We start from the raw sequence: 23932 nt of genomic DNA on the forward strand, positions 1-23932 counted from the left end.
TCGGTTCACTGCTTAATCCTTAATAATAAAGTCATCATGGGCGATAACATCATCACTCGCCCTTTAAATTACTATCGGTTAGCCCAATATATAAGTCGTATAAACGTTTTATTTTGGAGCTTTACTATGATTATTGCCTGCCCCCATTGCGATACGTTAAACCGCGTTCCCGATGAGCGTTTAAACCAACAACCCACTTGCGGTAAATGTAAGCTCAGTGTCTTTACGGCTGCGCCAATTGAACTCAATAGCGCAAACTTTGCCAACCATGCTAATAAATCAGAGCTTCCCCTTGTCGTTGACTTTTGGGCCAGCTGGTGTGGGCCCTGTAAAAGTTTTGCGCCCATATTTTCTGCAGCAGCTAAGACATGGGAGCCTCAATTTCGCTTCGGTAAAATCAATACTGAAGAACAGCAAGCCCTCGCGGCTCAATTTAATATTCGATCTATTCCAACCTTAATGATTTTTAAACAAGGCCACATACTCGCCCAGCAAGCCGGAGCTTTGCCCTCCTCAGCGTTAAACCAATGGTTAAATGCCTATAAATAAGAGGATTGAGCTAAGATACAAACGCTCAGCCGAGCTAATTTGTAAAGGTAACGAAAATTGAAAAAAGCAATGTTCTTACTGGGCGCAGTGCTCTTGCTAGTGGTGACAGGATGGGGTTTACAACAACATCTCACAATTGATACTTGTCTCGACAAGGGAGGGACTTGGAACGATGACACTAAGCAATGCATTCGTCCATTCGAACAAGGGATAGCCTTTACTCGCAGTGATCATAATTCTGCCGAGCCGCAGACAGCTTATGTTTATCTTTCAGAGAATTTACAGCAAGCAGAAGTGTTTTTTGCCATGACAGATAAGCCTATTATTTTACAAGCCGTTAATGTCACTGAAGGCGATACCGCTCCCGTATTATATAAAAATGACATTGAACAGATTGATATCATCAACGTAAAAGAAATCTTTTATCTACGTTATCAACATCAAGCAATTTATAGCGCAAATACTTTTAGTCGCAACTTAACCTCAGATTAAGTGCAAAACATAAGCATAGAGTAAACTTCGAAACACTAAGCCCAAAAACTCGGTACGACGACTCTGCTAGGAAAAATGCGTATCCGCCCTATGCTCTTCATAAGGCGAATACTATTCTAGCGGCAACGTTGAAACACAAAGTTGCCATGAACTATATCAGTGTTAAATATCCCAGAAGGTATGGGCGATAATACCCAAGACTATCATACTGATAAAGTTGATGATCATACCCACTCGCACCATTTCCGATTGCTTGATATGGCCAGAACCATAAACAATAGCATTGGGCGGTGTCGCCACCGGCAACATAAAGGCGCAAGAAGCTGCAATACCAATCAGCACAGATAACATTACAGGCGATATGCCTAATGCCTCAGCAATCGCAGCAAATACAGGCACTAATAGTGCAGCGCTGGCGGTGTTACTGGCAAATTCAGTCAACATCACCACAAAAGCAATCACAGCAAAGACGAACAACGACATGTGAGTGCTACCGAAAATATCTGTCATCCAGTGAGCTAAAAATACGCTGGTGCCAGTGGTTTTTAGTACTGCGCTCAGTGTTAAACCACCACCAAACAATATGAGTACACCCCAATCTGTGGTCGATTCAATTTTCTTCCAGCCGACCAAACCTAAGCCCGAGAGTAAAACGACGGCACCTAAGGCGACTATGGTATCAAACTGAGTGATGCCACCTAATGCCTTAGCTAACGGTACACTGAAAATCCAGCAACATACGGTAGTCAGGAAGATAAGCAGAGTAAATTTCCCCTGAAATGTCAGCTTCTGAGCTTCAACATTCACATCGAATTTGGCAGAAAGATCAGGCTTAAAATACCAATACAAGGCAATCAACATCATAGGTAGCATGAGGATAACGGTTGGAATACCAAACTTCAGCCAATCACTAAAACTTAAGCCCACTTGAGCCGCAGCAATCGCATTCGGTGGGCTCCCCACTAAAGTACCGATACCGCCGATGTTGGCCGAATAGGCAATACCGAGCAGTAAGAATACATAGGTGCTGTGGTATTTTTCGCGGTCGAGCTGCTGCAAAATCCCGAGTGCCAATGGCAACATCATCGCCGTGGTCGCGGTATTGCTGATCCACATCGATAGCAGCGCAGTTACTCCAAACAGCATCAAACAGGCAATACTGAGTTTACCCTTAGAGGCTAGCAGCAGCTTTTGCGCTATGAGGGTATCAATCTTTTGATGATGCAAGGCCGCAGCCAATACGAAACCACCAAAGAATAAGTAAATGATGGGATTGGCAAAGTTACTCATTGCCTCCTTGGTTTCAAACACCCCAAAGAATACGGCGAGTATAGGAACGAGAATCGCAGTGATACTGATGTGAATCGCTTCGGTCAGCCAAAGAATCGCGGCAAAGAACAAAATGGCCAGCCCAGTATTCACCCCTTGTTCGAAAGGTAAACCGTAATAAAGTGCAAATAACAGCACAATATCAGCCACTAGGATCAGCATTTTTTTCTTATCGAGCCCCTCGCTGACGGGAGCTTTATTAGGTGGAGCAGTACTTGAATCTGTTAAAGACATGGTTACAACCTTAATACCATTTTATTTTGACGCAAATTTAGGGCATAGATCACACTTGGCAAAGCGGTTTATTTTGTAATTTTATCACTTGGCAACAACATTTATTGCTGAGCTAGCACGCACAAACGGCCGATTAGCGACAATAATCACCAAATTCTGATCGACACCTTTGTTTTAAAATTTCAAACGGACAAAGATCGAACAAAACCTTGCCCACGTTGTAATTTAATTAATGTTTAAAACTGAGACATAGATCACGCCACACTTTCTACCAAGGTGATAATAAACTAATTAATCATACCTTCTGATCATTGGTAGGATTAGGTATTATTCCCCAAATTTGGCACAAAATTGAATGTGTGTAGCGCTAAATCGAATCTAGGTATCGTTGAATGTGCACTAAAACTGCGACGCAGTGAACAGCAAGCGAACAACACAAACGTATTGCAACAAAGCAACATAGAAAACCCAATATCTACATGAATCGTAAACACAAATATTATTCACCACCACAGTCAATCTAACTCACTTTACCCTGTCAGCGATCCAGCCTAAAGTCGCGACCGCAACCCCGCCAGCTGTATATTATTTGTCTGTTTTCGGAACCGCCCGTGGAAAAAATTGCCTTAACTCAGTCGGCTCAAAAGCCCAGCCTTTTCGTCCCCGTAGCAGGGTTAAGTTTGTTTGCTTTGGCATCAGGCTACTTAATGAGCTTAATCCCACTGTCGCTCACTTTTTTCGAACTCAGCACCTCACTTGCTCCATTACTGGCCAGTATTTTTTATTTAGGTTTATTACTGGGGGCGCCTTGTATTGCTCCTGTTGTTGCCCGTATCGGCCACAGTAAAGCCTTTATCCTTTTTTTGAATATCCTTCTTTGCAGCGTTGTCGCTATGATATTAATCCCCAAAAGTGGAGTCTGGTTAGCCTCTCGACTTATAGCGGGATTTGCGGTTGCAGGGATTTTTGTGGTGGTTGAATCATGGCTATTAATGGCCGATACCCAAAAGCAACGCGCTAAGCGGCTTGGACTTTATATGACAGCGCTTTATGGAGGCACTGCCTTAGGACAATTAGCCATTGATTATTTAGGTACAAAGGGCAATCTACCTTACCTAGTGATCATGGGATTATTAGCCGCGGCAAGTTTACCCGCGCTACTGGTAAAACGCGGTCAACCTCAGGTAAGCGAACAACAATCAATGTCATTGTCTGCGCTAAAAAACCTAAGTCAGCCTGCCATTATGGGATGTTTAGTCTCTGGATTATTGCTTGGCCCTATCTATGGTTTACTTCCCATCTATGTGGCACTGGATATGGGGCTTGATCAGCAAACAGGACAATTTATGGCCCTCATCATAGTGGGTGGCATGCTAGTACAACCTTTAGTCAGTTATTTATCTCCTCGAGTTAATAAAAGTGGCTTGATAGTAAGCTTTTGCCTACTGGGTGTCGCAGCATTATTGCTGCTCACTCAGCATTCAAATATGACGCTGATTATTGGATTTCTATTGCTTGGCGCAAGCGCTTTTGCCCTTTACCCGATTGCAATCAGCTTAGCTTGTGACGACTTGCCTGCTAGCCAAATTGTTTCAGCGACTCAAGTGATGCTGCTGAGCTATTCGGTGGGGTCAGTGATAGGCCCATTAGTTGCCAGCAGTTTTGGCCAAACGGAGTTCGGCTTACTCATTTATTTAGGCATATGCTGTATTCTGAGCAGTATTTACATTTTTGCTCAATTACTTATTAATACAAAGCCAAGTTTTTCCTCGCCTTAACAAGTCCCATAAAATACATTGCACAGCGACTCAATAAGCAGCCAATTAATAAACGACATGCTCATCGAGTGGCTCAAATAGAAAACATCTGCGGTCAAATCAACACAAAACGAACAGCAAGATGATCCACAAAGGGCATAACGTTAAAAATCAGTACGCTTAGTTTTAACATTCAGACAGGGCAGTTGCTTATCCTCCCTAAGTCGCGATAATGCAGCTTACTTAAACACCTGTGCTGACTGTTTTTCCTGAGATTTCACTATGCGCCTCGATAAATTCCTCTGTAAAAGCACAGATCTTGATCGCAAAGCCGCAAGAGTCACCATTCTTAACGGCTCAATCACAGTCAATGGCGCTATCGCGACAAACTGCGCGATGCAAGTACATGAAAATAATACTGTCAGCCTTAATGGAAAGCCGCTAGCGCCACGCCCATCTCGCTATATCATGTTGCACAAACCTGCTAATACCTTGTGCTCAAATGTGGATGGAGCCTACCCTTCGCTATTTCATCTGCTCGATATCGAACGTGCATTTGACCTGCACATCGTTGGCCGCCTAGATGCTGATACCACAGGCTTAGTGCTACTGACTGACGATGGCCGCTGGTCGTTTAATATTATCTCACCTCAATATCAGTGCGAAAAAATCTATCGTGTCCAACTGCGAGATCCACTCAACAGCGAAGCGACTGCAGCCATAGCCGCAAAGTTTGCCGCAGGGCTAAATCTACAGGGCGAAACCGCCCTCACTCTGCCAGCAATACTGCAGCAAGTGGATGAAAAAACCGTGCTACTCACGCTCACCGAAGGCAAGTTTCATCAAGTCAAAAGGATGTTTGCCGCCGTGGGCAATAAAGTGGTTGCCCTACACAGGGCGCAAATTGGCGCAGTGACCTTAGATATCGATGTAGGGAAATGGCGCAACTTAACCTTGGCGGAGATAAGCTCCTTCACATCCTAATCAATTAACAAGGCTGAAGCCGACAGGCCGCCTACGTTTATCGACAATAAAAAAGCAAACAAATACTGATAGGTTTGCAAATCAATCCCATAAAAAATCCCAGTGTTAGCAACAACACTGGGATGTTTATTTGTTTGATACTGCTTGGTGGAATATGAATCGACTAAGAACAGCAATCGTTGCGGCGAACCCAGCTTCTTGGGATCTTCTCAAAAACCACTTTTGCCATGAGTAACGCCAGCAATATGCCAGAGGTTGCCACTAACCATTGAGGTAACATTTGGTGCTCTTCACCAATTTGTGGCATCACCACAAAACCAAAGGTATTAACCAGATAATTGACCAACATACCGGCCACTAAGGCCACGCCAATCACACCGCCAAGGTAGCCCCACAGCGCACGTTTACCTAGCTCTTTAGCCACTATGCCTAAAGTCGCGATATTGGTTGCCGGACCTGCCATCATAAACACGAGTACAGCACCCGGTGACACTCCCGCCAGTAATAATCCAGCGGCAATCGGTGTCGATGCGGTCGCGCAAATATACATAGGCACAGAAACGAGCACCATCACTAGCATAGCCAGAATGCCATCGCCCCATTTAGCTAAAAAGTCAGCCGGCACATAGGTTTGTACCAGAGCTGCGAAAAATAAGCCCACCAGCAGCCACAGCGTAGTATCACGCACTAAATCCGTTGCCGCATATTTAAGGCCAATTCCGATACGACTGAGTACCGATTGCGACTTAAACTCAGTCGCCATATCTTGAGTAGACGCACAGCAGCTATCGCCTGCAGTGTTAGCACTAACCTGCTCAGCATCCTTAGCACTGCCACCACAGCAAGCGCCTTTTTTCACCACCACTATTTTTTCAGGCTCTGTGGTTTGACTGCCACAACATGACCCCACGCTTTCTGCTTTAGCAGCGTTAACCTTGACCACAGAACCCATAGTTTGAACAGATCCCATGGTTTGACCGCCAACAGCCATAACACTTGAAGGACCCGCCATTAAGCTCGGCGCCGCCATAGGCGTCATTTTGATCTTCGGCTTTGGCTCGGCTGCAGGTGCATCAACACCGTTATTACCACAGCAGGAAGACTTTACGGGCGTTATCGTAGGCGTAGTCGATGAGCAGCAGCTTTTAACCGCTTCGGCTTTTACCATCTCTGGCTGAGCCACTGATTTTGAGGCACAGCAAGACGCCACTGACGCCTCCCCCTCTAATGGCTTATCTGATTGAGTATTTACCTTAACCACTGACTTGCCATCGTCATCATCGCGACCAACGAGTAAGCCAGCCACAATCGCACTGGTAATCGCTGCAATCGGTCTGACGATCGCCATAAAGGGGCCGAGTAACACGTAGGAAACGGCGATTGAATCGACGCCCGTTTCTGGCGTCGACACTAAAAAGGAAGTCGTTGCTGCTTTAGAGGCACCAGAACGGCGCAATCCTACCGCCGCAGGAATAACGCCACAAGAACACAAAGGTAAAGGTGCGCCAAGCAGCGCCGCTTTCACTACGGTTTTAAAACCGTGACCACCGAGCTGCTTTTGCATCCACGCCATTGGCACGAATACTTTTAATAGCCCAGCTAAAATCAGGCCCAGTAATAACCAAGGCGCCGAGTCTAAAAACAGATCAATAAAATTCTTCAATAACATAATTAATTCCCTGACTCTTCATAAATGGCTTTGCCGTGATTATTCTGGTGCGCTTGGTACTGATTTACATTATGAGAGTGATGCTCAACGCGTACCCGCTCAGTGCTGGACTCCAACGCCTCTAAAATAGAGCAATGTTCGGCGCTACGTGGCCCACCACAGCAAGCATCAGACAAGCTTTGTAAACTCGCTTGAAAATGATTCAGCTCAGCAATTTTGGCCTGTACTTGAGCCAATTTACAATCAACCATGCCTTTTACATCGGCACAGACTCGGTTAGATTTATCGAGTTCAATTGACAGCAATTCACTGATTTCATTGAGGGTAAAACCCACAGCTTTCGCCCGTAAAATAAAGCGTAATCGCGCAGCATCGGCCTCGGTATATACTCGATAGCCAGACTCAGTACGGCTCGACGGCGCGAGTAGGCCGTGCTTCTCGTAGAATCTTAACGTGTCGGCTTTCACCTCACATAAATCCGCCAATTCACCAATACGATACATGTCTTCATCCTTTGCGAAATAGCCCACAACTCAGGGATCATTTCCAGCATACAACTCAATAATGCAAGTATAAACCTTGGAGCCTACTCCAAGGTCAAGAGGTAATTTTAACTTTACTGAAAGCCAAGACGGCAATGCCGCTTTGTTCTGATATGAATATTGTGAAATCACGCAGAAAAAACACCCGTAAATCGAGTTTTACGCTAGAATACGCGCGCTGTGACGAAGGGATAAAAAGTTAACTAATAAAGTAAAAATAGGACCAAGGGACTTTTGGAAAGCAGTACAGCGTTAAGGCTGTTCTGTTTTCCGAAAGATCCTTGAAACTAAAATAACTGGACCCTGTACCCAAATGACTGCTGCAAATAATGCCAGACCCATTCGTCGCGCGCTGTTAAGCGTTTCAGATAAAACCGGAATTCTCGAGTTCGCCAAAGCACTTCACGCCCAAGGTGTAGAATTGTTATCGACTGGCGGCACCGCTCGCCTGTTAGCGGATAACGGCGTGCCTGTTATCGAAGTATCTGATTACACAGGACACCCTGAGATCATGGACGGTCGCGTTAAGACGCTGCACCCTAAAGTGCACGGCGGCATTTTAGCGCGCCGCGGTCTTGATGAAAGCGTGATGGCCGACAACAATATCAATGCCATCGATCTGGTTGCGGTTAACCTTTATCCCTTCGCTGAAACTGTAGCTAAAGCCGGTTGTACCTTAGAAGACGCTATCGAAAATATCGATATTGGCGGCCCAACTATGGTGCGCGCAGCGGCAAAAAACCACAAAGACGTCACCATAGTCGTTAATGCCGCTGATTACTCACGCGTACTGGCAGAAATGACGGCTAACAATGGCAGCACGACCCATGCGACGCGTTTCGATTTAGCGATTGCGGCCTTTGAGCACACTGCGGGTTACGATGGCATGATCGCCAACTACTTCGGTACTATGGTTCCTGCACACAGCACGGACGAATGCTTTGCTGATTCTAAGTTCCCACGCACGTTCAACACCCAATTAGTGAAGAAACAAGACTTACGCTATGGCGAAAACAGCCATCAAGCAGCGGCTTTCTATGTTGACACTAAAATTGATGAAGCTTCTGTGGCTACCGCGATTCAGTTGCAAGGCAAAGCCTTGTCTTACAACAACATTGCCGATACCGATGCCGCTCTTGAGTGTGTAAAAGAATTCTTGGAACCCGCCTGCGTTATCGTTAAACACGCTAACCCCTGTGGTGTGGCCTTAGGTAAAGACTTACTCGATGCCTATAACCGCGCTTATCAAACTGACCCAACCTCAGCCTTCGGTGGCATTATCGCCTTCAACGGCGAATTAGATGCGGCGACGGCGAGTGCGATCGTTGAGCGTCAATTCGTTGAAGTGATTATCGCCCCAAGCGTCAGCCAAGCGGCGCGCGATGTAGTTGCGAAAAAGACCAACGTACGTTTATTAGAATGTGGTCAGTGGAATACTAAGACCCAAACCTTAGACTACAAACGTGTTAACGGCGGCTTACTGGTGCAAGATCGCGATCAAGGTATGGTCGGTTTAGAAGACATCAAAGTGGTTTCTAAACGTCAACCTACGGCAAGCGAACTGAAAGACTTAATGTTCTGCTGGAAAGTGGCGAAATTCGTTAAATCTAACGCCATTGTTTATGCCAAAGACGGCATGACTATCGGTGTCGGCGCAGGCCAAATGAGCCGCGTTTACAGCGCGAAAATCGCTGGCATCAAGGCCGCCGATGAAGGCTTAGAAGTGGTGAACTCTGTAATGGCATCCGATGCTTTCTTCCCCTTCCGTGACGGTATCGATGCCGCAGCGGCTGCGGGCATTAGCTGCATCATCCAACCGGGTGGCTCAATGCGCGATGCTGAAATCATCGCAGCAGCAGACGAGCACGGCATGGCCATGGTGATGACAGGCATGCGCCACTTCCGTCATTGATAACAACTTAAATCAAACTTGGCCCTAGCGATTAGGGCCTTTTCCTTTGCGATGTGTGGGAGTTTTAACCATGAAAGTGTTAATCATTGGTGGCGGCGGCCGCGAACATGCCCTAGCTTGGAAAGCCGCTCAATCGGCTCAAGTTGTTACCGTTTATGTAGCACCCGGTAATGCGGGCACAGCCCTAGAACCTAATGTTGAAAATCTGGCGATCAGCGCCACCGACATCCCTGCTCTGCTCGATTTTGCGAAAACTAATAAGATTGAACTGACCATAGTCGGCCCAGAAGCACCACTCGTTATCGGTGTCGTCGATGCCTTCAACGCCGCAGGTTTAGCGATTTTTGGCCCAACTAAAGCCGCAGCCCAACTCGAAGGTTCAAAAGCCTTCACTAAAGACTTTTTAGCCCGCCACAATATTCCTACGGCGGGTTATAAAAACTGCACTGAAATCAGCGATGCCAAAGCTTTCGTGCGTGAATTAACGGCCACAACAGGTTATCCAGTGGTCATCAAAGCTGACGGTTTAGCCGCAGGTAAAGGCGTGATTATCGCGCAAGACCAAGCTGAAGCCGATGCCGCAATTGATGACATGCTCGCCGGTAACAAATTTGGCGAAGCGGGTTCGCGCGTAGTGATTGAAGAGTTTCTCAAGGGCGAAGAAGCTAGCTTTATCGTGATGGTCGATGGTAAGAATATTCTACCAATGGCCACCAGCCAAGATCATAAAGCCCGTGATAACGGCGATTACGGCCCAAATACTGGCGGCATGGGCGCTTACTCGCCAGCACCTGTGGTAACCCAAGCGGTACACGATTGGACTGTGGCAAACGTGATTCGCCCGACGGTTGATGGCATGGCGGCAGAAGGCAATATCTATACAGGTTTCCTGTATGCGGGCTTGATGATATCGCCCGATGGCAGCGCCAAAGTGCTCGAGTACAACTGCCGCTTCGGCGATCCAGAAACTCAGCCAATCATGATGCGGTTAAAGTCTGACTTAGTGGAACTCTGTTTAGCCGCCACCCGTGGCGAGTTAGATAAAGTGACCGCAGAATACGACGAGCGCGCAGCCGTGGGTGTGGTATTGGCTGCTGGCGGTTACCCAGATGAGTATCGCAAGTTTGATGTGATTGACGGTCTCAGCCTTGGCGATAACGACGGTAAAGTTTTCCATGCGGGCACTGAGATGAAAAACGGCCACGTCGTTACCAACGGCGGTCGCGTATTGTGTGCGACGGCACTGGGTAACACAGTCACCGAAGCGCAAAAAGCCGCCTATAAATTGGTTGATGAAATCCACTGGGATGATGTGTATTTCCGTACCGATATTGGTTATCGCGCAATAGTACGTGAACAGCAAGATTAATTAATATCTCTATTAAAAAACCGGCAATAAGCCGGTTTTTTTGTGCCTGTTTTTTGACACTCGTCAAATATAACATCATGATTTTCAATAAAATTATGTAATTAATTCTATTGAAAACAGGAGCAACAAGATACAATGTCAACCAAATGTTAAATACACAAAGATCAAGGACTCCCCATGAGGATTAGACTACTTTATGCCTCCATTGCCATACTGCTTAGCGGATGCGGTGGCGGCTCAGAAGATGCTGGAACGACAACACCACCCACTCAGCCGCCAGTCCAACCTCCCGCGCTGGTACAATACACCGCCAGCAACCTATCGGTAATAGGTGGCGCACTGAGTCCAAGCAGCCAAAAAGTGGAGTCTGGCAAAAGCGCTATTTTTAGCATTACTGCCGATACCGGCTTTACGCTTGAGGGCATTACTGGCTGTGGTGGCACGCTCAATGTGCTGACTTACACCACTGCGTCCATGACGGCCGATTGCACTATCACGCCGACATTTATCAGTAATGCCGAAAATGCCATTAAATACCAAGACCACAGGCTTGCCAGTGCGAGTGAGTTAATTGATTTCAGCATCGCCGAACTCGCTAATATCGACATCAAACGTAAAGCCCAGATAAATCAGCTATATCAAGGTGTCGGTAGCAGCATCTCTTGGCATCCAACCCATGACTCAATTACCTTTTCGAGCTTTATGCCGGAGAACACTTTCACTGTCTTGCCATCAAATGTCGATGGCAGTGGGGCGAGCGCCGTTCGTGGGTTAGTGATGGCGGGCGAGCAACAGGGGCAAAGATATGCGGCCATGGGAGGAAATCTATTTTCTGTCAACACTTCAGCTCAAACCGATGTTTTACTGAAAAACCTTTTAGGCTGGCTGACCAAAGGTGCCGATAAAACCGACGGCCTCAGCATAGTGACCGCCCAAATGCCGAGCAAGGCTGACAGTTGGTACTTTCCCCATAATGAAGGGATCCGCACTTGGCTCACAAACAACTACCCCGCAGCCCATAGCATTAATACAGCAAATACCTGTGACTACAGCGAGTTAAGCAACTGTATCAACACACTGAAACCAGATCTAATTATCATTAGTGACATAGACCGTCAGTCACTCGGTTTTGCAGGCATTAAAGCCGCGATCGCTAAGGCCAAAGCGGCAGGAATTCCCTTGTTGCTCTCTAACTACTGGCGTAATGAAAGCCCAATACTGTCGCCACTTTACCTTGAGATGGGGCTTTCTACCTCTGGCAATTACTGGTCAAAACTCAATGCCAATAACCTCAGTGTGACCGATATTTTGGTCGAAGACACCGCCCTAGCCAAGGTGAATAATTTGCTCGGCAAGCTTAACGAAGGCCGCTTCGACACCTCTGTACTCAACGACTGTGGCGGTAATTACTTGAGCTGTAATACTGCCGCCTTTGTTGACTCATTCAAAGCGGGTGCCGATTGGTATCGAGCCAATGCTGAAACCTTAGATAACCATGCTATCGATGTGTTTACCAAAGCAGACTTCCCCTTGATGAAGGCCGGACTGCTGCTCGCCGATAAGTATCGCAGCGAGATTGACTACCCCATAGCCTACAGCGAATACGCCCAGTGGCAGCAGGCCCTATTTGCCGATTGGACCGTCAGCTATGCCCGTACCCATAACTTAGCCCAGCCAGATTTAGGTGAATATGTTACCGACAGAGCCAACCTCAGCAAGAGCAGCAATGCGCACTACGCTTATCCTGCGACTGTCACAGAACATAAAACCATTAGCGTGCCCTATGCAGGCCAATGGACGACCACAGGCTGGTATGCGCTGCCAGGACAAACCATTAAACTCACTCGTCTCGATAGCAGCGCTGCGAATGTGGAGATCAAACTCAACTACCACAGACGCAATACCAACCGTGCCTATGAGCAGAAAATCTACCGCGGTCCATTGGAGTTGGCGCAGCAACGCCTGCGCTTAGCTCAAGGACAAAGTCTCGAATTTTCTTCCCCCTACGGCGGGCCGATTTATCTGTATATCAGTGGTGATACTTCGAGTGCTGATGGCGGCGCGTTAAGTGTCGAAGTCAACGCTGAGCATGTGGCTAAACATCCGACCATTATGGATTTTTCAAACCCTGCAGAAATAGCAGCCTTTAACGATCGCATCCAAAATACCGAATTACCCCATGTGGACTTACGTACCGATGGTGCCGAGCAGCATCTGCGTCGCGACCGCTTTTTAAACGCCATCGGCGGGGATGTACCCGATGTAAACGCGCTACTCAAAAGTATTGTCGATGACCATATCAACAGCGTTTACACCCTTGCGGGACTTAAGATCCAAGGCAAGAGCTTAAGTGAATCCTTACCTGCCGATGTACTAGCGGCCTGCAAAGGACTGTTTGGCGACGACTGTATCGATAATAGTCTGCATACCCGCACTATCATTCAACACGCGAATTATGACCAAAATGCCCAGTGCGGTGGAGGTTGTAGCGGTAACCCTTGGGACGCAGCATGGAATATCGACCCAACGGGTTGGGGTGATAACCATGAGTTAGGCCACAATCTGCAAACTAACCGTCTCAATGTGCAATATGCTGCGGCAAGTGATCATGATAACTGGGCAGGTTATGGCAGCCGCGCAGGGGAAAACTCCAACAATATCTTCCCCTATGTGGTGAAGTGGAAAACCCATTATCTGCGCGACGGCAATACAGGCACAGTGACCGATGGTCACATGAACCACAAGGATCTCTTTTATGTGTTTATGTCCGATGCCGCAGGTACAACAGACACCAGTGGTAAACGCGTAGTGTTTGGCGCCAATTGTAAGGTGCTCGATGCTGGTGAAGACAGATACACTGCGCCTTGGGCCAGCAATGCTTATGCTGTGCATAACGGTTATCGCATGGCGTTTTACATCCAAATGGCGCTTAAGGCTCACGGCATGACGCTCAGTGACGGCACCACTCTGAACAATGGCTTTAATCTCTTTACCTTGCTGTATCAACACAGTCGTATTTTCGGTAAATATGCGAATAACGCCAGTGATTGGGAAGCGAATCGTAGCAAACTGGGCTTTGGCCAATTTTCGTTTGAAGGCAATAGTGTCTACGGTGGCAAAACGGTGAAAGATATTCCGGGCAACGACTTTATGCTGGTGTCTTTGAGTAAACTCACAGGCAAAGATTGGCGCAGCCATTTCGATATGTTAGGCCTACACTACTCAAGCCTTGCGGCCTCGCAAACTGCCGCCAATGCGACATCAGGGGCTATCCCCATGGGCATGTATGAGTTAGAAACCGACTTGCCACCCGCCAATATGAGCCAAGGTTTGACCTTTGTGCCCCTGTCACTCACTGATGGTAGGACCCTGTGGAAAGGCATGGGTTCGCCAACCCAGTGCACCAAACCATAAGTGTACTAAACCTTAATCTCGCTAAGATACTAACGCTGTTCATAAACCTCGCTCTGGCGGGGTTTATGTTTACCTAAAAATGTGATGTAAAGCACATACCTAGGTTAAGATGACGTGCACCATTTAGCTTCTTATATTTTTAACAATCATGAAATTAATGGGGTAAATATATGGGTTATTCGATAAAAGATCTTATTTATCAAGGTGAAAAATCAGGCGTACATAACTGGCAAACCCTAGAAGGAGCCAGCTTTTACTGGCATCCAGATTGGTTTCATATTGCAGAGGATATGACGGGCCATAACGCGACAGTGACTATCGATATCGATGGGGACAAAGCGACTCAAAGTGAAGCTGAACAATCCATCATTAAGCATCTCAATAAGAGTGGCAAATAGCTTGTAGTGGCAAAGACTTTAGTGCCCGGAGGCGATCGCCCTGCGGGCAATTTTGTCGATTAAGCCTGGTGCGATCAGCTTAAGCCAACGCCCCAAACGACCGCGAAGTGAAGTAATCAGTTGACGGCCTCGAGTTGCAATCACTGGCAACATCATATTAGCGCATTGCTCAGCCGTCAGTATCTTAGCTTCCTGCATCGGAGATTTGCCTAAAGGATTACCAGCACCATCGAGGGCACGTTTGTGAATTTGTGACACTACAAAATCGGGGCAAATAACAGTTACGGCCACATTATCATCCACTAATTCAATCCTCAAAGAATCGAAAAAGCCAATCACAGCATGTTTAGAAGCGGCATAACCGCTGCGAGTAGGAACGCCCGTTAATCCAGCAACTGACGCCACAACCACCACTTGGCCTTTACTGGCTTTCAAGTGCGGTAACGCGGCATGGGTTAAATACGCAGGACCAAGATAATTCACCCGCATTATGTCTTCAAGCACCGAGAGCTGAGTCAGTTCATCAAAACGTGACCACATAGTCATGCCAGCATTGTTAATCAAAATATCGAGATGGCCATAATGCGCAACTGCAGCTTCAACTAAGGCTTCACACTGTTCTGAGCTGGAGACATCGGCGGCAAATACAAAAGGAGGCGGACCATAATTAGCGATTTCTAAAGCGAGTGAGGCGAGACGTGTTTCATTACGCGCACTGAGCACCAGTTGGCAGCCCATTCGCGCCATTGCCACGGCGAGCGCCCGACCAATACCTTCTGAGGCACCCGTGATGATCACGACCTTGCCAGTGAGTCCATCCATAGTCATTCCTTTGTTATCGCTATGTTAATTACGCCTTTTGCTAAATTGGCATAATCACGCTAAAAGCGCAATCCTTCACGCGCGTTGTGCAAGCCTCATCTCATATTGCTCACGATAATTAGCTAAGGGTTGCGGGCGCCCTATCGCATAACCTTGCGCATAGTTAATGCCTATGCTCAACAATCTGTCAATAATATCCTGATTCTCAACAAATTCAGCAACAGTCTCGATTCCCATAACCCGACAAACATCCTGAATCGATTTAACGATGGCGTAGTCTTTAGCATTCACGGCGAGATTCTTAATAAAACAGCCGTCGATTTTGACATAATCCACGGGCAGCTCACGCAGATAACCATAAGAGGCAAAACCACTGCCAAAATCATCCAGTGCAAATGAGAAACCGAGTTTACGTAACTGCTTCAACATTTCCATACCACGATTGCGATTTTGGATCGCGGTGGTTTCAGTAATTTCAAAACAAATACATTGGCTTGGAATATCAAAAATGTGTTGCTGCTGGGCGATATATTCCACCATACCTTCGGCACCTAAACTATTGCCCGAAAGGTTGATCGAAATACAATGATCAGGCCAAAGCACGGGGTTCAAAGACAACCATAAAAAAGCTTTGCGGATGACTTCTTTATCGATATCTGGCATCAACTTAAAACGTTCAGCGGCGGCTATAAACTGCGCAGGCGCCAAAATGCGGCCACAGGGCTCTTGAATTCGTAACAGAATTTCCATTCGTTGTCGCTGCGGACCACTGCCTAGTCCGCGGATCGGTTGGTAATACAGAATCAACTCGTTTTCTTCAATCGCTTGCGCGATACGTACCGCCCACTTAGGCGCATTTCTTTGGTAGGTGAGTTCTTTATCTTTATCATCGTAAAAATGAATTTGATTGGCGCCCTTAGCTTTAGCGGCAATGCAGGCGATATCAGCGTCTTTTAATAACTCTTGTGCATCGATATAGGGGGCTCGGCCAAAGGCAACACCTATGCTGAGGCCAACTTTATAATTACAGTTTTTATCGTTCAACACTTGCATGGAGACTTGCGCGATCATTTGCTTCAGTAATTGCGCCACAGATAAGGCACTACGATTACAAATCACTAAACCAAACTCATCGCCACCAAGGCGCGCCAATAGCTCCTGTGGCCCAAGACAAGCCTGCATTGCCTTAGCCACCATAGCAAGCATACGATCGCCTGCAGTATGGCCACAGCTGTCGTTAATCAACTTGAATTGCTCCAAATCGAGATAACAAACGGCGATAGTTTTGGCTGAAGCGGCAAATTGGGGTAACTGCTCATCAAATGCCTGACGGTTTAGCAGCCCTGTAATGCTATCGAAATTTGCCCTTTTTTGTAGCTGGTGTTTAAGCAACTCTTCTTGAGTGATATCCCGCAATACCACGACAGTACCAACAATTTCTTTATCGTGATTACGCAGATTGCTAATACTGCGCTCCATAATCCGAGGCGAAGCAGTTAATAGCTTGATTTTCTCGACCTGCGGCGCTGATTCTTCGAGACGAATGCAGGTAAAAACCGCCTGATTCAACTGCTCCCCAGCCTTTAACAGACTCGCAAGGCTTTGACCTATGGCATAGCAACTAGCAACATCGAGAAGCAACTCGGCCCGTGGATTCATATAAATCACGTTGGCATCGACATCGGTCAAAATCACCGCTTCAGCAATGGATTCTAAGGTGATTTTCGCGCGTTCTTTTTGCTGATAAATTCTGGCCAGCAAGCTATTAACACGGCTGGCGAGCACTTCTAATTCTTCATTACCCTCGCTTGTAACGGGTTGATATACACTGGACATAGGATCGACCAGCGCCAATTGATGCATCAGATTTTTAAAGGGTTTGAGTAAGCCCGAACGCAGCCAAATATAACCAAGGCCAACAATAAACACACCAAAGAGAATAAATCCGAGCGATACCCAATCGAGTTGAAATTTAACCTCTCTAAAGGGACCATCGGAAAACAGTACTTGCAGGTAGACAGGCTTATCTTTTAGCAGGCTTGGAATGTTAATCGCGTCACTGTGCACACCATCAACTGTTGGCGTAACGTCGCGAGAATGGCTCATGCTCACCTTAGTCACCAATAAGGCCTGAGCATATTCCAGTAAGTCTTTATCAGTCAGTTGGCGCACAAGCAGCACAGATTCATTGGGCGCAGAAGCCACGGAAGTAACGACATAAGCATACTTGCCCATCAAATAAGCGCCAGCAACACTGGGCTTATCGGCACTGACAATAGCATTGGCGATTTCTCGTAACCTATCATTCTCAAAGGGACGTTCATTGGGGAAAAAAGGGTGCAATTCACCTTGTCGTAGAATATACCAACTCAGATTGGCTGACATTGAGCTATCGCGCCACGAGGATTCAAGCTTTTTAAGTTGGTCTTCATCTAATTGAGACAAAGGTAAGGCATAGATATTAGTGAGAAAGGTTAAGCGATCGACATCAATTTGAAACTGCTGCTGGATATTGGCAAGCTCACGGTTAGCACTATCTTGACGTAATAGCTCGACGCGATGGTCGTACCAATAACCAAGACAATAGGAGACAATTACCACCGCAGGGAGACAAAAGCCCGCAATAAATACCATTATTTTCTTGCCAATGTGCATCTCTTACCACGGCTTATTATAACTAAATTGATTGACGGCCTTGCATAATCCTTCATTACGCCATGCAACATATCTCATTTGCGAATAGTATTAAACATCACTTCGCTTTAGTCGTTGCTAAAGTAGACATTTTCATGCAATTAAATCCATTTCATACCTTTGATTTAAAAATAAAATTTATAAATTAAACAATTCTGAATTTTACTTTTTATCAAGATAATTCACACATAATCAGTATGTGAATATAGGGTATTTAAGTCGTTATTTAAAAGTAAGACTCATTAAGCTCGCAGACGATAGAAACCACCGCATACGCTAATCCATAAAGATACCTTCGCCAGAAGCTCCAACGCTATCAAATTCAAATGTCGGATATAAAACAGGCCCGCAAGCGGGCCTGTTTCGCAAACCAAAAATTACTTATGGTATTGCTTTGATTGTGCATGAACCGCCTTAATAAAGGCGCCAGCATGTTCTGGATCGACATGCTGATGAATACCATGGCCTAGGTTAAATACATGGCCAGTACCTTCACCATAACCCGCTAGAATATGACCAACTTCCTCTTCAATACGTGGAATTGGCGCATACAACATAGATGGGTCCATGTTGCCTTGCAATGCAACTTTATGACCGACACGACGACGGGCATCGGCAATGTCTACCGTCCAATCCAAACCTAGTGCATCACAGCCAGTTTCTGCCATCGCTTCTAGCCACAAACCACCGCCTTTAGTAAACAGCGTCACTGGCACTTTACGGCCATCGGCAAAGCGTGTCAGACCATCAATAATCTTCTGCATATAACGCAAAGAGAACTCACGGTAAGCAGAGTGCGATAACGCGCCGCCCCATGAGTCAAAAATCATCAAAGATTGCGCACCGTTAGCAACTTGAGCATTCAGGTATAGGATCACTGAATCGGCTAATTTATCTAACAGCATGTGTAATGCCATTGGCTCAGCGTAAGCCATCTTCTTAATTTTTTCGAAGGTTTTGCTCGAACCACCTTCAACCATGTAAGTCGCTAAGGTCCAAGGTGAACCAGAAAAGCCAATTAACGGCACTGCGCCATTCAGTTCACGGCGAATAGTGCTAACGGCTTTCATCACATAACCCAGCTCATCTTCTGGATCTGGAATTGAGAGCTTTTTGATCGCATCGATAGTGTCTGTTGGGCGCTCGAAACGTGGGCCTTCACCCGCCTCAAAATACAAACCTAAACCCATAGCATCGGGTACAGTTAGGATATCGGAAAACAAAATCGCCGCATCAAGATCATAACGACGTAAAGGTTGCAGCGTGACTTCACAGGCAAGCTCATGATTTTTACACAAAGACATGAAGTCACCCGCTTGAGCGCGAGTGGCTTTATATTCAGGAAGATAACGGCCAGCTTGACGCATCATCCACACAGGGGTCACATCGACAGGCTCTTTTAGTAGGGCGCGTAAATAACGATCATTCTTTAATTCTGCCATTGGGCTTGGTTCCTAGTCTTATTGAGATCCGCTGGGTCGGTAGTTTAGCATTTACGCGAATAATGTAACCTTTATGTGCAAATTTATGTGAGCTATTCCCCATCATTGGCGTCGATTTGACCGCATAAACCGGAAAATGTTAGCCAGCTAACATACTGCTCATTTATTCGTAACGAAGTCACACTCAGACAGAAAAAAGTTGCGCCGGTTCCCCGCCTTTGGTATAAAAAGTCTGCGCTAGCAAGAACAATCAAGAAGCTCGTCGCATCGAGCCTGCTATAAACTTTACTCGCCCAACGATAGGTTTCTATCGTTGGGCTTTTTATTTGCATTTTTCGATATGAAACAGCTGGTTTGTCCATTTCGTCATTCTCGCAAATTCGCATGAAAAGAGTTGATCGATTAGCAACTTGTCCCTACATTAGAGTTATGTGCTGGCACTTAAATGGAATGCATCATGCTGAGAGAACTCGAAAAAGCAGAACAGAAGTGGGGCGGTTCAAATAAGCTTATTGATCAATGGCTAAAAAACCGTCGAAAACTGTTAGTGCATTACTGCCAAATTGCTGGGCTTCCTCCTTACAGTAAATCAGAAAAATCGCTTCCCTCGTTCGAACATGTTAAATCTTTCTGTGACTTATTAGTTGACTATGTCTCCGAAGGACATTTCGAGGTCTATGATAAAGTCGTTAATGCCTGCAGTGAATATGGCGAATCAAGCAAAACGCTCGCGCAACAAGTACTGCCCAAAATCACGCCAACCACGAATGCAGCATTAGATTTCAACGATAAATATGCGGAAACACAAGACGATTTCGTATTATATCAACTCGATAAAGACCTATCTGAGCTCGCCCATAACATGGAAACACGCTTCGAACTCGAAGATGAACTACTTGAAGTTCTCCATCGCAAACATTCTGAGCACAACCAGTAGCCCCCTTCCTAAGCGCACCTTGCTGCATCTGTGCGCTTATCTATCCTTTCCCTCAATCGTTTTGAAAATGAAGTAGCATGGCTTTGGGCTACAATAGGAACACGTCCTAGTGCCATCAGACAGCAACCGTTTGAATCAAATTGAATCCGATAGAGCAGATGTAGTCATGGCCGAGGCAGCACACATTGGCAAATCGTTGTTTCAATAGGTATGGCGATATTGTTATGTAATGCTCGATAGCATTAATGTCTTGAGGAGCCACAGAAGATGGCTCAGTTGTGCTTTCGGGAATGGATAAACTTTGCTAATTAATAGAATAGGTTTAGCTTTAAAACAAAAAATTCATATTCTGGTAAGGATTTCGTCTACATGATGGCCGAGTATGGCGATAACCACATGCTTCGAGCTCGAAGCATGTGCGTCACTGACACGAAATATCCACAACGCCATAACGAAAAAAGCCTCATCTTTCGATGAGGCTTATCTCTTAATGTTGGCGGAGCGGACGGGACTCGAACCCGCGACCCCCGGCGTGACAGGCCGTGCAGATATGGATTTTAGTGCGTTACCTATTTTGCCTAAATTGTTGTCAATTGATTTAATTAGCATTATTCGAATGACAATCGGACTAAACATTAACGACTATTAACAACAACTTGGTGGTCACGGTCACAAAAATCCGCCTTTTTACTGATCAATATTTGATCAGTTTTTGGCAACTAAAAATAGTGTTCACTTCATATTTAAAGCAAATATGTACTCACTCGAAATTACACTCTGTAGCCAAAATGTTTTAAAGCAGCAAAAAAGGATGAGTTTTCCATATCCTGCTGCGAGGAGTGTATTCATGACTTTGTCTCTGAAATCGATAGAAACATTGAAATAAAGCTGTAGGAATAGAACACCTCTATATAACCCATCAACCGCACTAACACACCGGTGACAAATTGCTCAACCGAAAGAAACAAGCAGTCAACCAAATTTTGATATTTTTAACCCCAAATACTGTTTGTTTAGTGCAAATATTGACTCGTTTGGGGACAAAAGCGTGATAGATCCTTTGCTCTAACTTGTCAGTTTCGGATTAAAATTTCTATGGAGATAACATCTAATTGTGGGACAGCTACGCTGCCCCACACCAATTATTGGTTAGGTCAATTTCTACTCTTGTTTCGCCGCATCAATACGTTTTTTCAACTCAGAAATAAGGAAGTCTGTGTCTACTTTATGGAAGTTCTCTTTTAGGTGTGCAGCAATATTAGCTTCGGTTTTGAGATTTACATTTATGATTAACTCATCAGGAGTTGGCGTGGTTTTCTCAATGTTGTCGATGAGGAAACCATCAAAACTCCATGCATCAAGTACCCGATCAATATTCCTGTTAACAATAGTCTGCCTGTGATTACCTTTTAGTAAATAATCAAGAAGTGACTGGTGTAAATCTGTCCTTTTCCAGGCATCTTTAATTGTTTCACCTATGGTTTTATCAAGTAGCCATAGAGCACATGCAGATAACGAAAGGATAATTTCGATACTGCCTCTTTCAATTTTATCTACATAATATGCATGTATATGCTTAAGCGGAGCATTTAACTTATCCCTAAGAGATTGTTTTTCATTTGCCAGTAGGTCACTATTATTAATCAGATACATGACTTCTTGATATTGTATTTCTCGGGACAGAGTGGATATTTTTTTGAGCAATGATCTCAGCGTTCTGTCAGATACAACATTAAGGTCAGGATGATAGAATTTAAATTGAATGTTCTTCATAGTTGGTGTGGGGCTAGAGTCCGAACTCATTCTGGGATGAATAATTTTTTCGATTGGATTTTTTTACCCCACAAAAGTGGGAACCAAACGGGACGAACCGCATAGCCATCCTCATAATGTTTTGGTTGCAAAAAAAAGTCAACAAATTGGCCTAACGCCGCGCTCACCGACAAAATGGAGCTCAGCGTAATTTTGTCTGCATGTAGTACCTTGTTGGGCCATTCAAGCAACGGCCTCGCCTATTTCTACTTTCCCGTCAAGAAGTATTTCGAGTAGAGAGCCCCGCTTTTCATGAGCTTTCAGGTGAGGATCATCATCTATCCTCATGCCTTTCCAATAACTCAGGTAGTAGTAACCAAACTCCCTAAAATCTCTTGGAAATTTCTGGTCAAGCCATGTCATATCAAGCTTTAATCCCGAATCTTGAGATTTAACCTTAAATATTCTTGCTTCGCCCGTAAAACCATTCCTCGAGATATACCTACGAGCATCATCAATGGATTCTGCAACAAAGAAAGAATTGAGTCGTGACTTAAGAGATAATTTCTTTAATTCTGGATGGCCTATTCTAAAAACCTCTAACCAAAACTCTCGATATGCAGCGTCATCAAGAGAATATCCCTTTACAACAGCTTGTTGAAGCGGAGGAATAATATCTATTCCCGCAGTTTTAAATTTAGCCCAATAGTTATTCCCAAAAACTGATGGGGTTTTGTTGGATAATTCGATATTCATACCTGGGCGAAGTCGCCCAGCCATATCAACATGAAAAAATGTATGCAATTTCCTAATCTCTTCAGATGAAGCCTAACGTCTTAGTATTTATGCGCTGCGCGTTTACCTCGTTGGACCAGGAAAAACGCGCACGGTTAACTATTTGTATGCAAAGAACTTATCATCTTTCTGCCAAATACACCATCTGGAAAGCCAAATATAGGTAATAGATAAGAATCTGTATAGCTGCAGTAGTGGGAATTTTCGATAGAGCTAACGAGCTGAAATAAAGAATGGGGCAACATTGATTTACATTGGGAAGTGGTCATTTTCATATGATTCAATCAACGAAATCTATTTTTCAAGTTCGTCACCTTCGGCGGTGTTAGGCAATGCATCAAGCAGTTCCTCAATTCGCTTTAAAGCAGCTCGATACTCTTCTTCAGAACTTATTGATTTCTCTACACTATAAGGAATGACCTCTTTTCCAACAGAGGGGGCATCAAGCAATTCTGCTAAATCATCAAGTATTGGGGCCGTTGGATCACATTTTGAGAGCAATGTACTGAAGAATCCCCTGATGATTTACAAATAAATCATCAAATTAGGGTGGAAGCGCATCTTGTTGCATGATCAAATGGTTTCGCCAAAAACTACACTTGGACAACAAGATGCGCGAAGCCAATATCCTACAACATTCTTTACACCAATACTGCCCAGAACTTCACCTAAAACGATTAAACAGCTTGATGCTGGCCTCTAAGGCACTGATTGAATGTAAGACACTGACCTTGACTGAGTTAGGTCGAAATTTGCATCATGGCTCTGCGCGCCTCAATAGCCTTCAATGGCCGCTCTATTACCCTGTATGAGAAGTCCTATCCCCTATCAGAACAATGCT

General features: G+C 45.4%; 19 protein-coding genes and 1 pseudogene. 11 read left to right on the top strand and 9 right to left on the bottom strand.

What is annotated here, in order from left to right; translation table 11 throughout:
- The first annotated feature begins 126 nt into the window (after positions 1–126).
- Complete coding sequence (gene trxC, locus L5M40_RS21060) at positions 127–549, top strand: thioredoxin TrxC (RefSeq protein ID WP_113939239.1); 423 nt, start codon at positions 127–129, stop codon at positions 547–549.
- Between the two features lie 57 nt (positions 550–606).
- Positions 607–1041, top strand: coding sequence for a hypothetical protein (locus L5M40_RS21065; RefSeq protein ID WP_263257194.1), 435 nt, complete (start codon positions 607–609; stop codon positions 1039–1041).
- A gap of 162 nt (positions 1042–1203) precedes the next feature.
- Here L5M40_RS21065 and L5M40_RS21070 read toward each other — a convergent pair whose 3' ends face one another.
- Positions 1204–2604, bottom strand: coding sequence for a DASS family sodium-coupled anion symporter (locus tag L5M40_RS21070; protein WP_168827785.1), 1401 nt, complete (start codon positions 2602–2604; stop codon positions 1204–1206).
- Positions 2605–3215: 611 nt separating this feature from the next.
- Between L5M40_RS21070 and L5M40_RS21075 the strand changes: the two genes are divergently transcribed.
- Together L5M40_RS21075 and L5M40_RS21080 are read left to right on the top strand one after the other, a co-directional pair.
- Positions 3216–4382, top strand: coding sequence for an MFS transporter (locus tag L5M40_RS21075; RefSeq protein WP_173496227.1), 1167 nt, complete (start codon positions 3216–3218; stop codon positions 4380–4382).
- A gap of 261 nt (positions 4383–4643) precedes the next feature.
- A complete protein-coding gene (locus L5M40_RS21080; protein WP_263257196.1) occupies positions 4644–5345 on the top strand; it encodes a pseudouridine synthase in 702 nt (233 codons plus the stop codon).
- Between the two features lie 163 nt (positions 5346–5508).
- On the opposite strand, the gene L5M40_RS21085 is transcribed toward L5M40_RS21080, so the two are convergent.
- Both L5M40_RS21085 and zntR read right to left on the bottom strand, forming a co-directional pair.
- Positions 5509–7014, bottom strand: coding sequence for an SO_0444 family Cu/Zn efflux transporter (locus L5M40_RS21085; RefSeq protein WP_263257198.1), 1506 nt, complete (start codon positions 7012–7014; stop codon positions 5509–5511).
- Positions 7015–7016: 2 nt separating this feature from the next.
- Positions 7017–7517: a Zn(2+)-responsive transcriptional regulator gene (zntR, locus tag L5M40_RS21090; RefSeq protein WP_113939245.1), complete on the bottom strand. Its 501-nt coding sequence runs from the start codon at positions 7515–7517 to the stop codon at positions 7017–7019.
- A gap of 352 nt (positions 7518–7869) precedes the next feature.
- On the opposite strand from zntR, the gene purH reads away from it, so the two are divergent.
- From purH to L5M40_RS21110, 4 genes are all read left to right on the top strand, one after another.
- Positions 7870–9468 carry a bifunctional phosphoribosylaminoimidazolecarboxamide formyltransferase/IMP cyclohydrolase gene (purH, locus tag L5M40_RS21095; RefSeq protein ID WP_012090362.1) on the top strand — a complete coding sequence of 533 codons (1599 nt, stop codon included), beginning with the start codon at positions 7870–7872 and terminating at the stop codon, positions 9466–9468.
- 70 nt (positions 9469–9538) lie between these two features.
- Positions 9539–10837: a phosphoribosylamine--glycine ligase gene (gene purD / locus L5M40_RS21100; protein WP_263257199.1), complete on the top strand. Its 1299-nt coding sequence runs from the start codon at positions 9539–9541 to the stop codon at positions 10835–10837.
- 177 nt (positions 10838–11014) lie between these two features.
- Positions 11015–14251: an ImpA family metalloprotease gene (locus tag L5M40_RS21105; RefSeq protein ID WP_263257200.1), complete on the top strand. Its 3237-nt coding sequence runs from the start codon at positions 11015–11017 to the stop codon at positions 14249–14251.
- 170 nt (positions 14252–14421) lie between these two features.
- Positions 14422–14649 carry a hypothetical protein gene (locus L5M40_RS21110; protein ID WP_105250390.1) on the top strand — a complete coding sequence of 76 codons (228 nt, stop codon included), beginning with the start codon at positions 14422–14424 and terminating at the stop codon, positions 14647–14649.
- A gap of 18 nt (positions 14650–14667) precedes the next feature.
- On the opposite strand, the gene L5M40_RS21115 is transcribed toward L5M40_RS21110, so the two are convergent.
- The 3 genes from L5M40_RS21115 to hemE form a co-directional block, all read right to left on the bottom strand.
- Positions 14668–15471, bottom strand: a complete 804-nt coding sequence (locus L5M40_RS21115) for an SDR family oxidoreductase (RefSeq protein ID WP_263257201.1) — start codon at positions 15469–15471, stop codon at positions 14668–14670.
- A 75-nt stretch (positions 15472–15546) separates the two neighbouring features.
- Positions 15547–18126: a putative bifunctional diguanylate cyclase/phosphodiesterase gene (locus tag L5M40_RS21120; RefSeq protein ID WP_263257203.1), complete on the bottom strand. Its 2580-nt coding sequence runs from the start codon at positions 18124–18126 to the stop codon at positions 15547–15549.
- A 416-nt stretch (positions 18127–18542) separates the two neighbouring features.
- A complete protein-coding gene (hemE, locus tag L5M40_RS21125) occupies positions 18543–19607 on the bottom strand; it encodes a uroporphyrinogen decarboxylase (RefSeq protein WP_006079904.1) in 1065 nt (354 codons plus the stop codon).
- A gap of 457 nt (positions 19608–20064) precedes the next feature.
- Between hemE and rsd the strand changes: the two genes are divergently transcribed.
- Positions 20065–20544 (top strand): sigma D regulator, encoded by a 480-nt coding sequence (gene rsd / locus L5M40_RS21130; protein ID WP_113941703.1) that lies wholly within the window; start codon positions 20065–20067, stop codon positions 20542–20544.
- Between the two features lie 382 nt (positions 20545–20926).
- Positions 20927–21193, top strand: coding sequence for a hypothetical protein (locus L5M40_RS21135; RefSeq protein ID WP_263257204.1), 267 nt, complete (start codon positions 20927–20929; stop codon positions 21191–21193).
- A gap of 512 nt (positions 21194–21705) precedes the next feature.
- On the opposite strand, the gene L5M40_RS21140 is transcribed toward L5M40_RS21135, so the two are convergent.
- The 3 genes from L5M40_RS21140 to L5M40_RS21150 form a co-directional block, all read right to left on the bottom strand.
- On the bottom strand, positions 21706–22197 hold the full coding sequence (locus L5M40_RS21140; protein WP_263257205.1) for a hypothetical protein: 492 nt from the start codon (positions 22195–22197) through the stop codon (positions 21706–21708).
- A 342-nt stretch (positions 22198–22539) separates the two neighbouring features.
- Positions 22540–23052, bottom strand: coding sequence for a hypothetical protein (locus tag L5M40_RS21145; protein ID WP_263257206.1), 513 nt, complete (start codon positions 23050–23052; stop codon positions 22540–22542).
- 333 nt (positions 23053–23385) lie between these two features.
- Complete coding sequence (locus L5M40_RS21150; protein WP_263257207.1) at positions 23386–23592, bottom strand: transcriptional regulator; 207 nt, start codon at positions 23590–23592, stop codon at positions 23386–23388.
- Between the two features lie 110 nt (positions 23593–23702).
- On the opposite strand from L5M40_RS21150, the pseudogene L5M40_RS21155 reads away from it, so the two are divergent.
- Positions 23703–23932, top strand: a pseudogene (locus L5M40_RS21155) (hypothetical protein); the annotation flags it as partial.

It is taken from the genome of Shewanella sp. SM68 (assembly GCF_025653925.1).
GTDB lineage: Bacteria > Pseudomonadota > Gammaproteobacteria > Enterobacterales > Shewanellaceae > Shewanella > Shewanella oncorhynchi.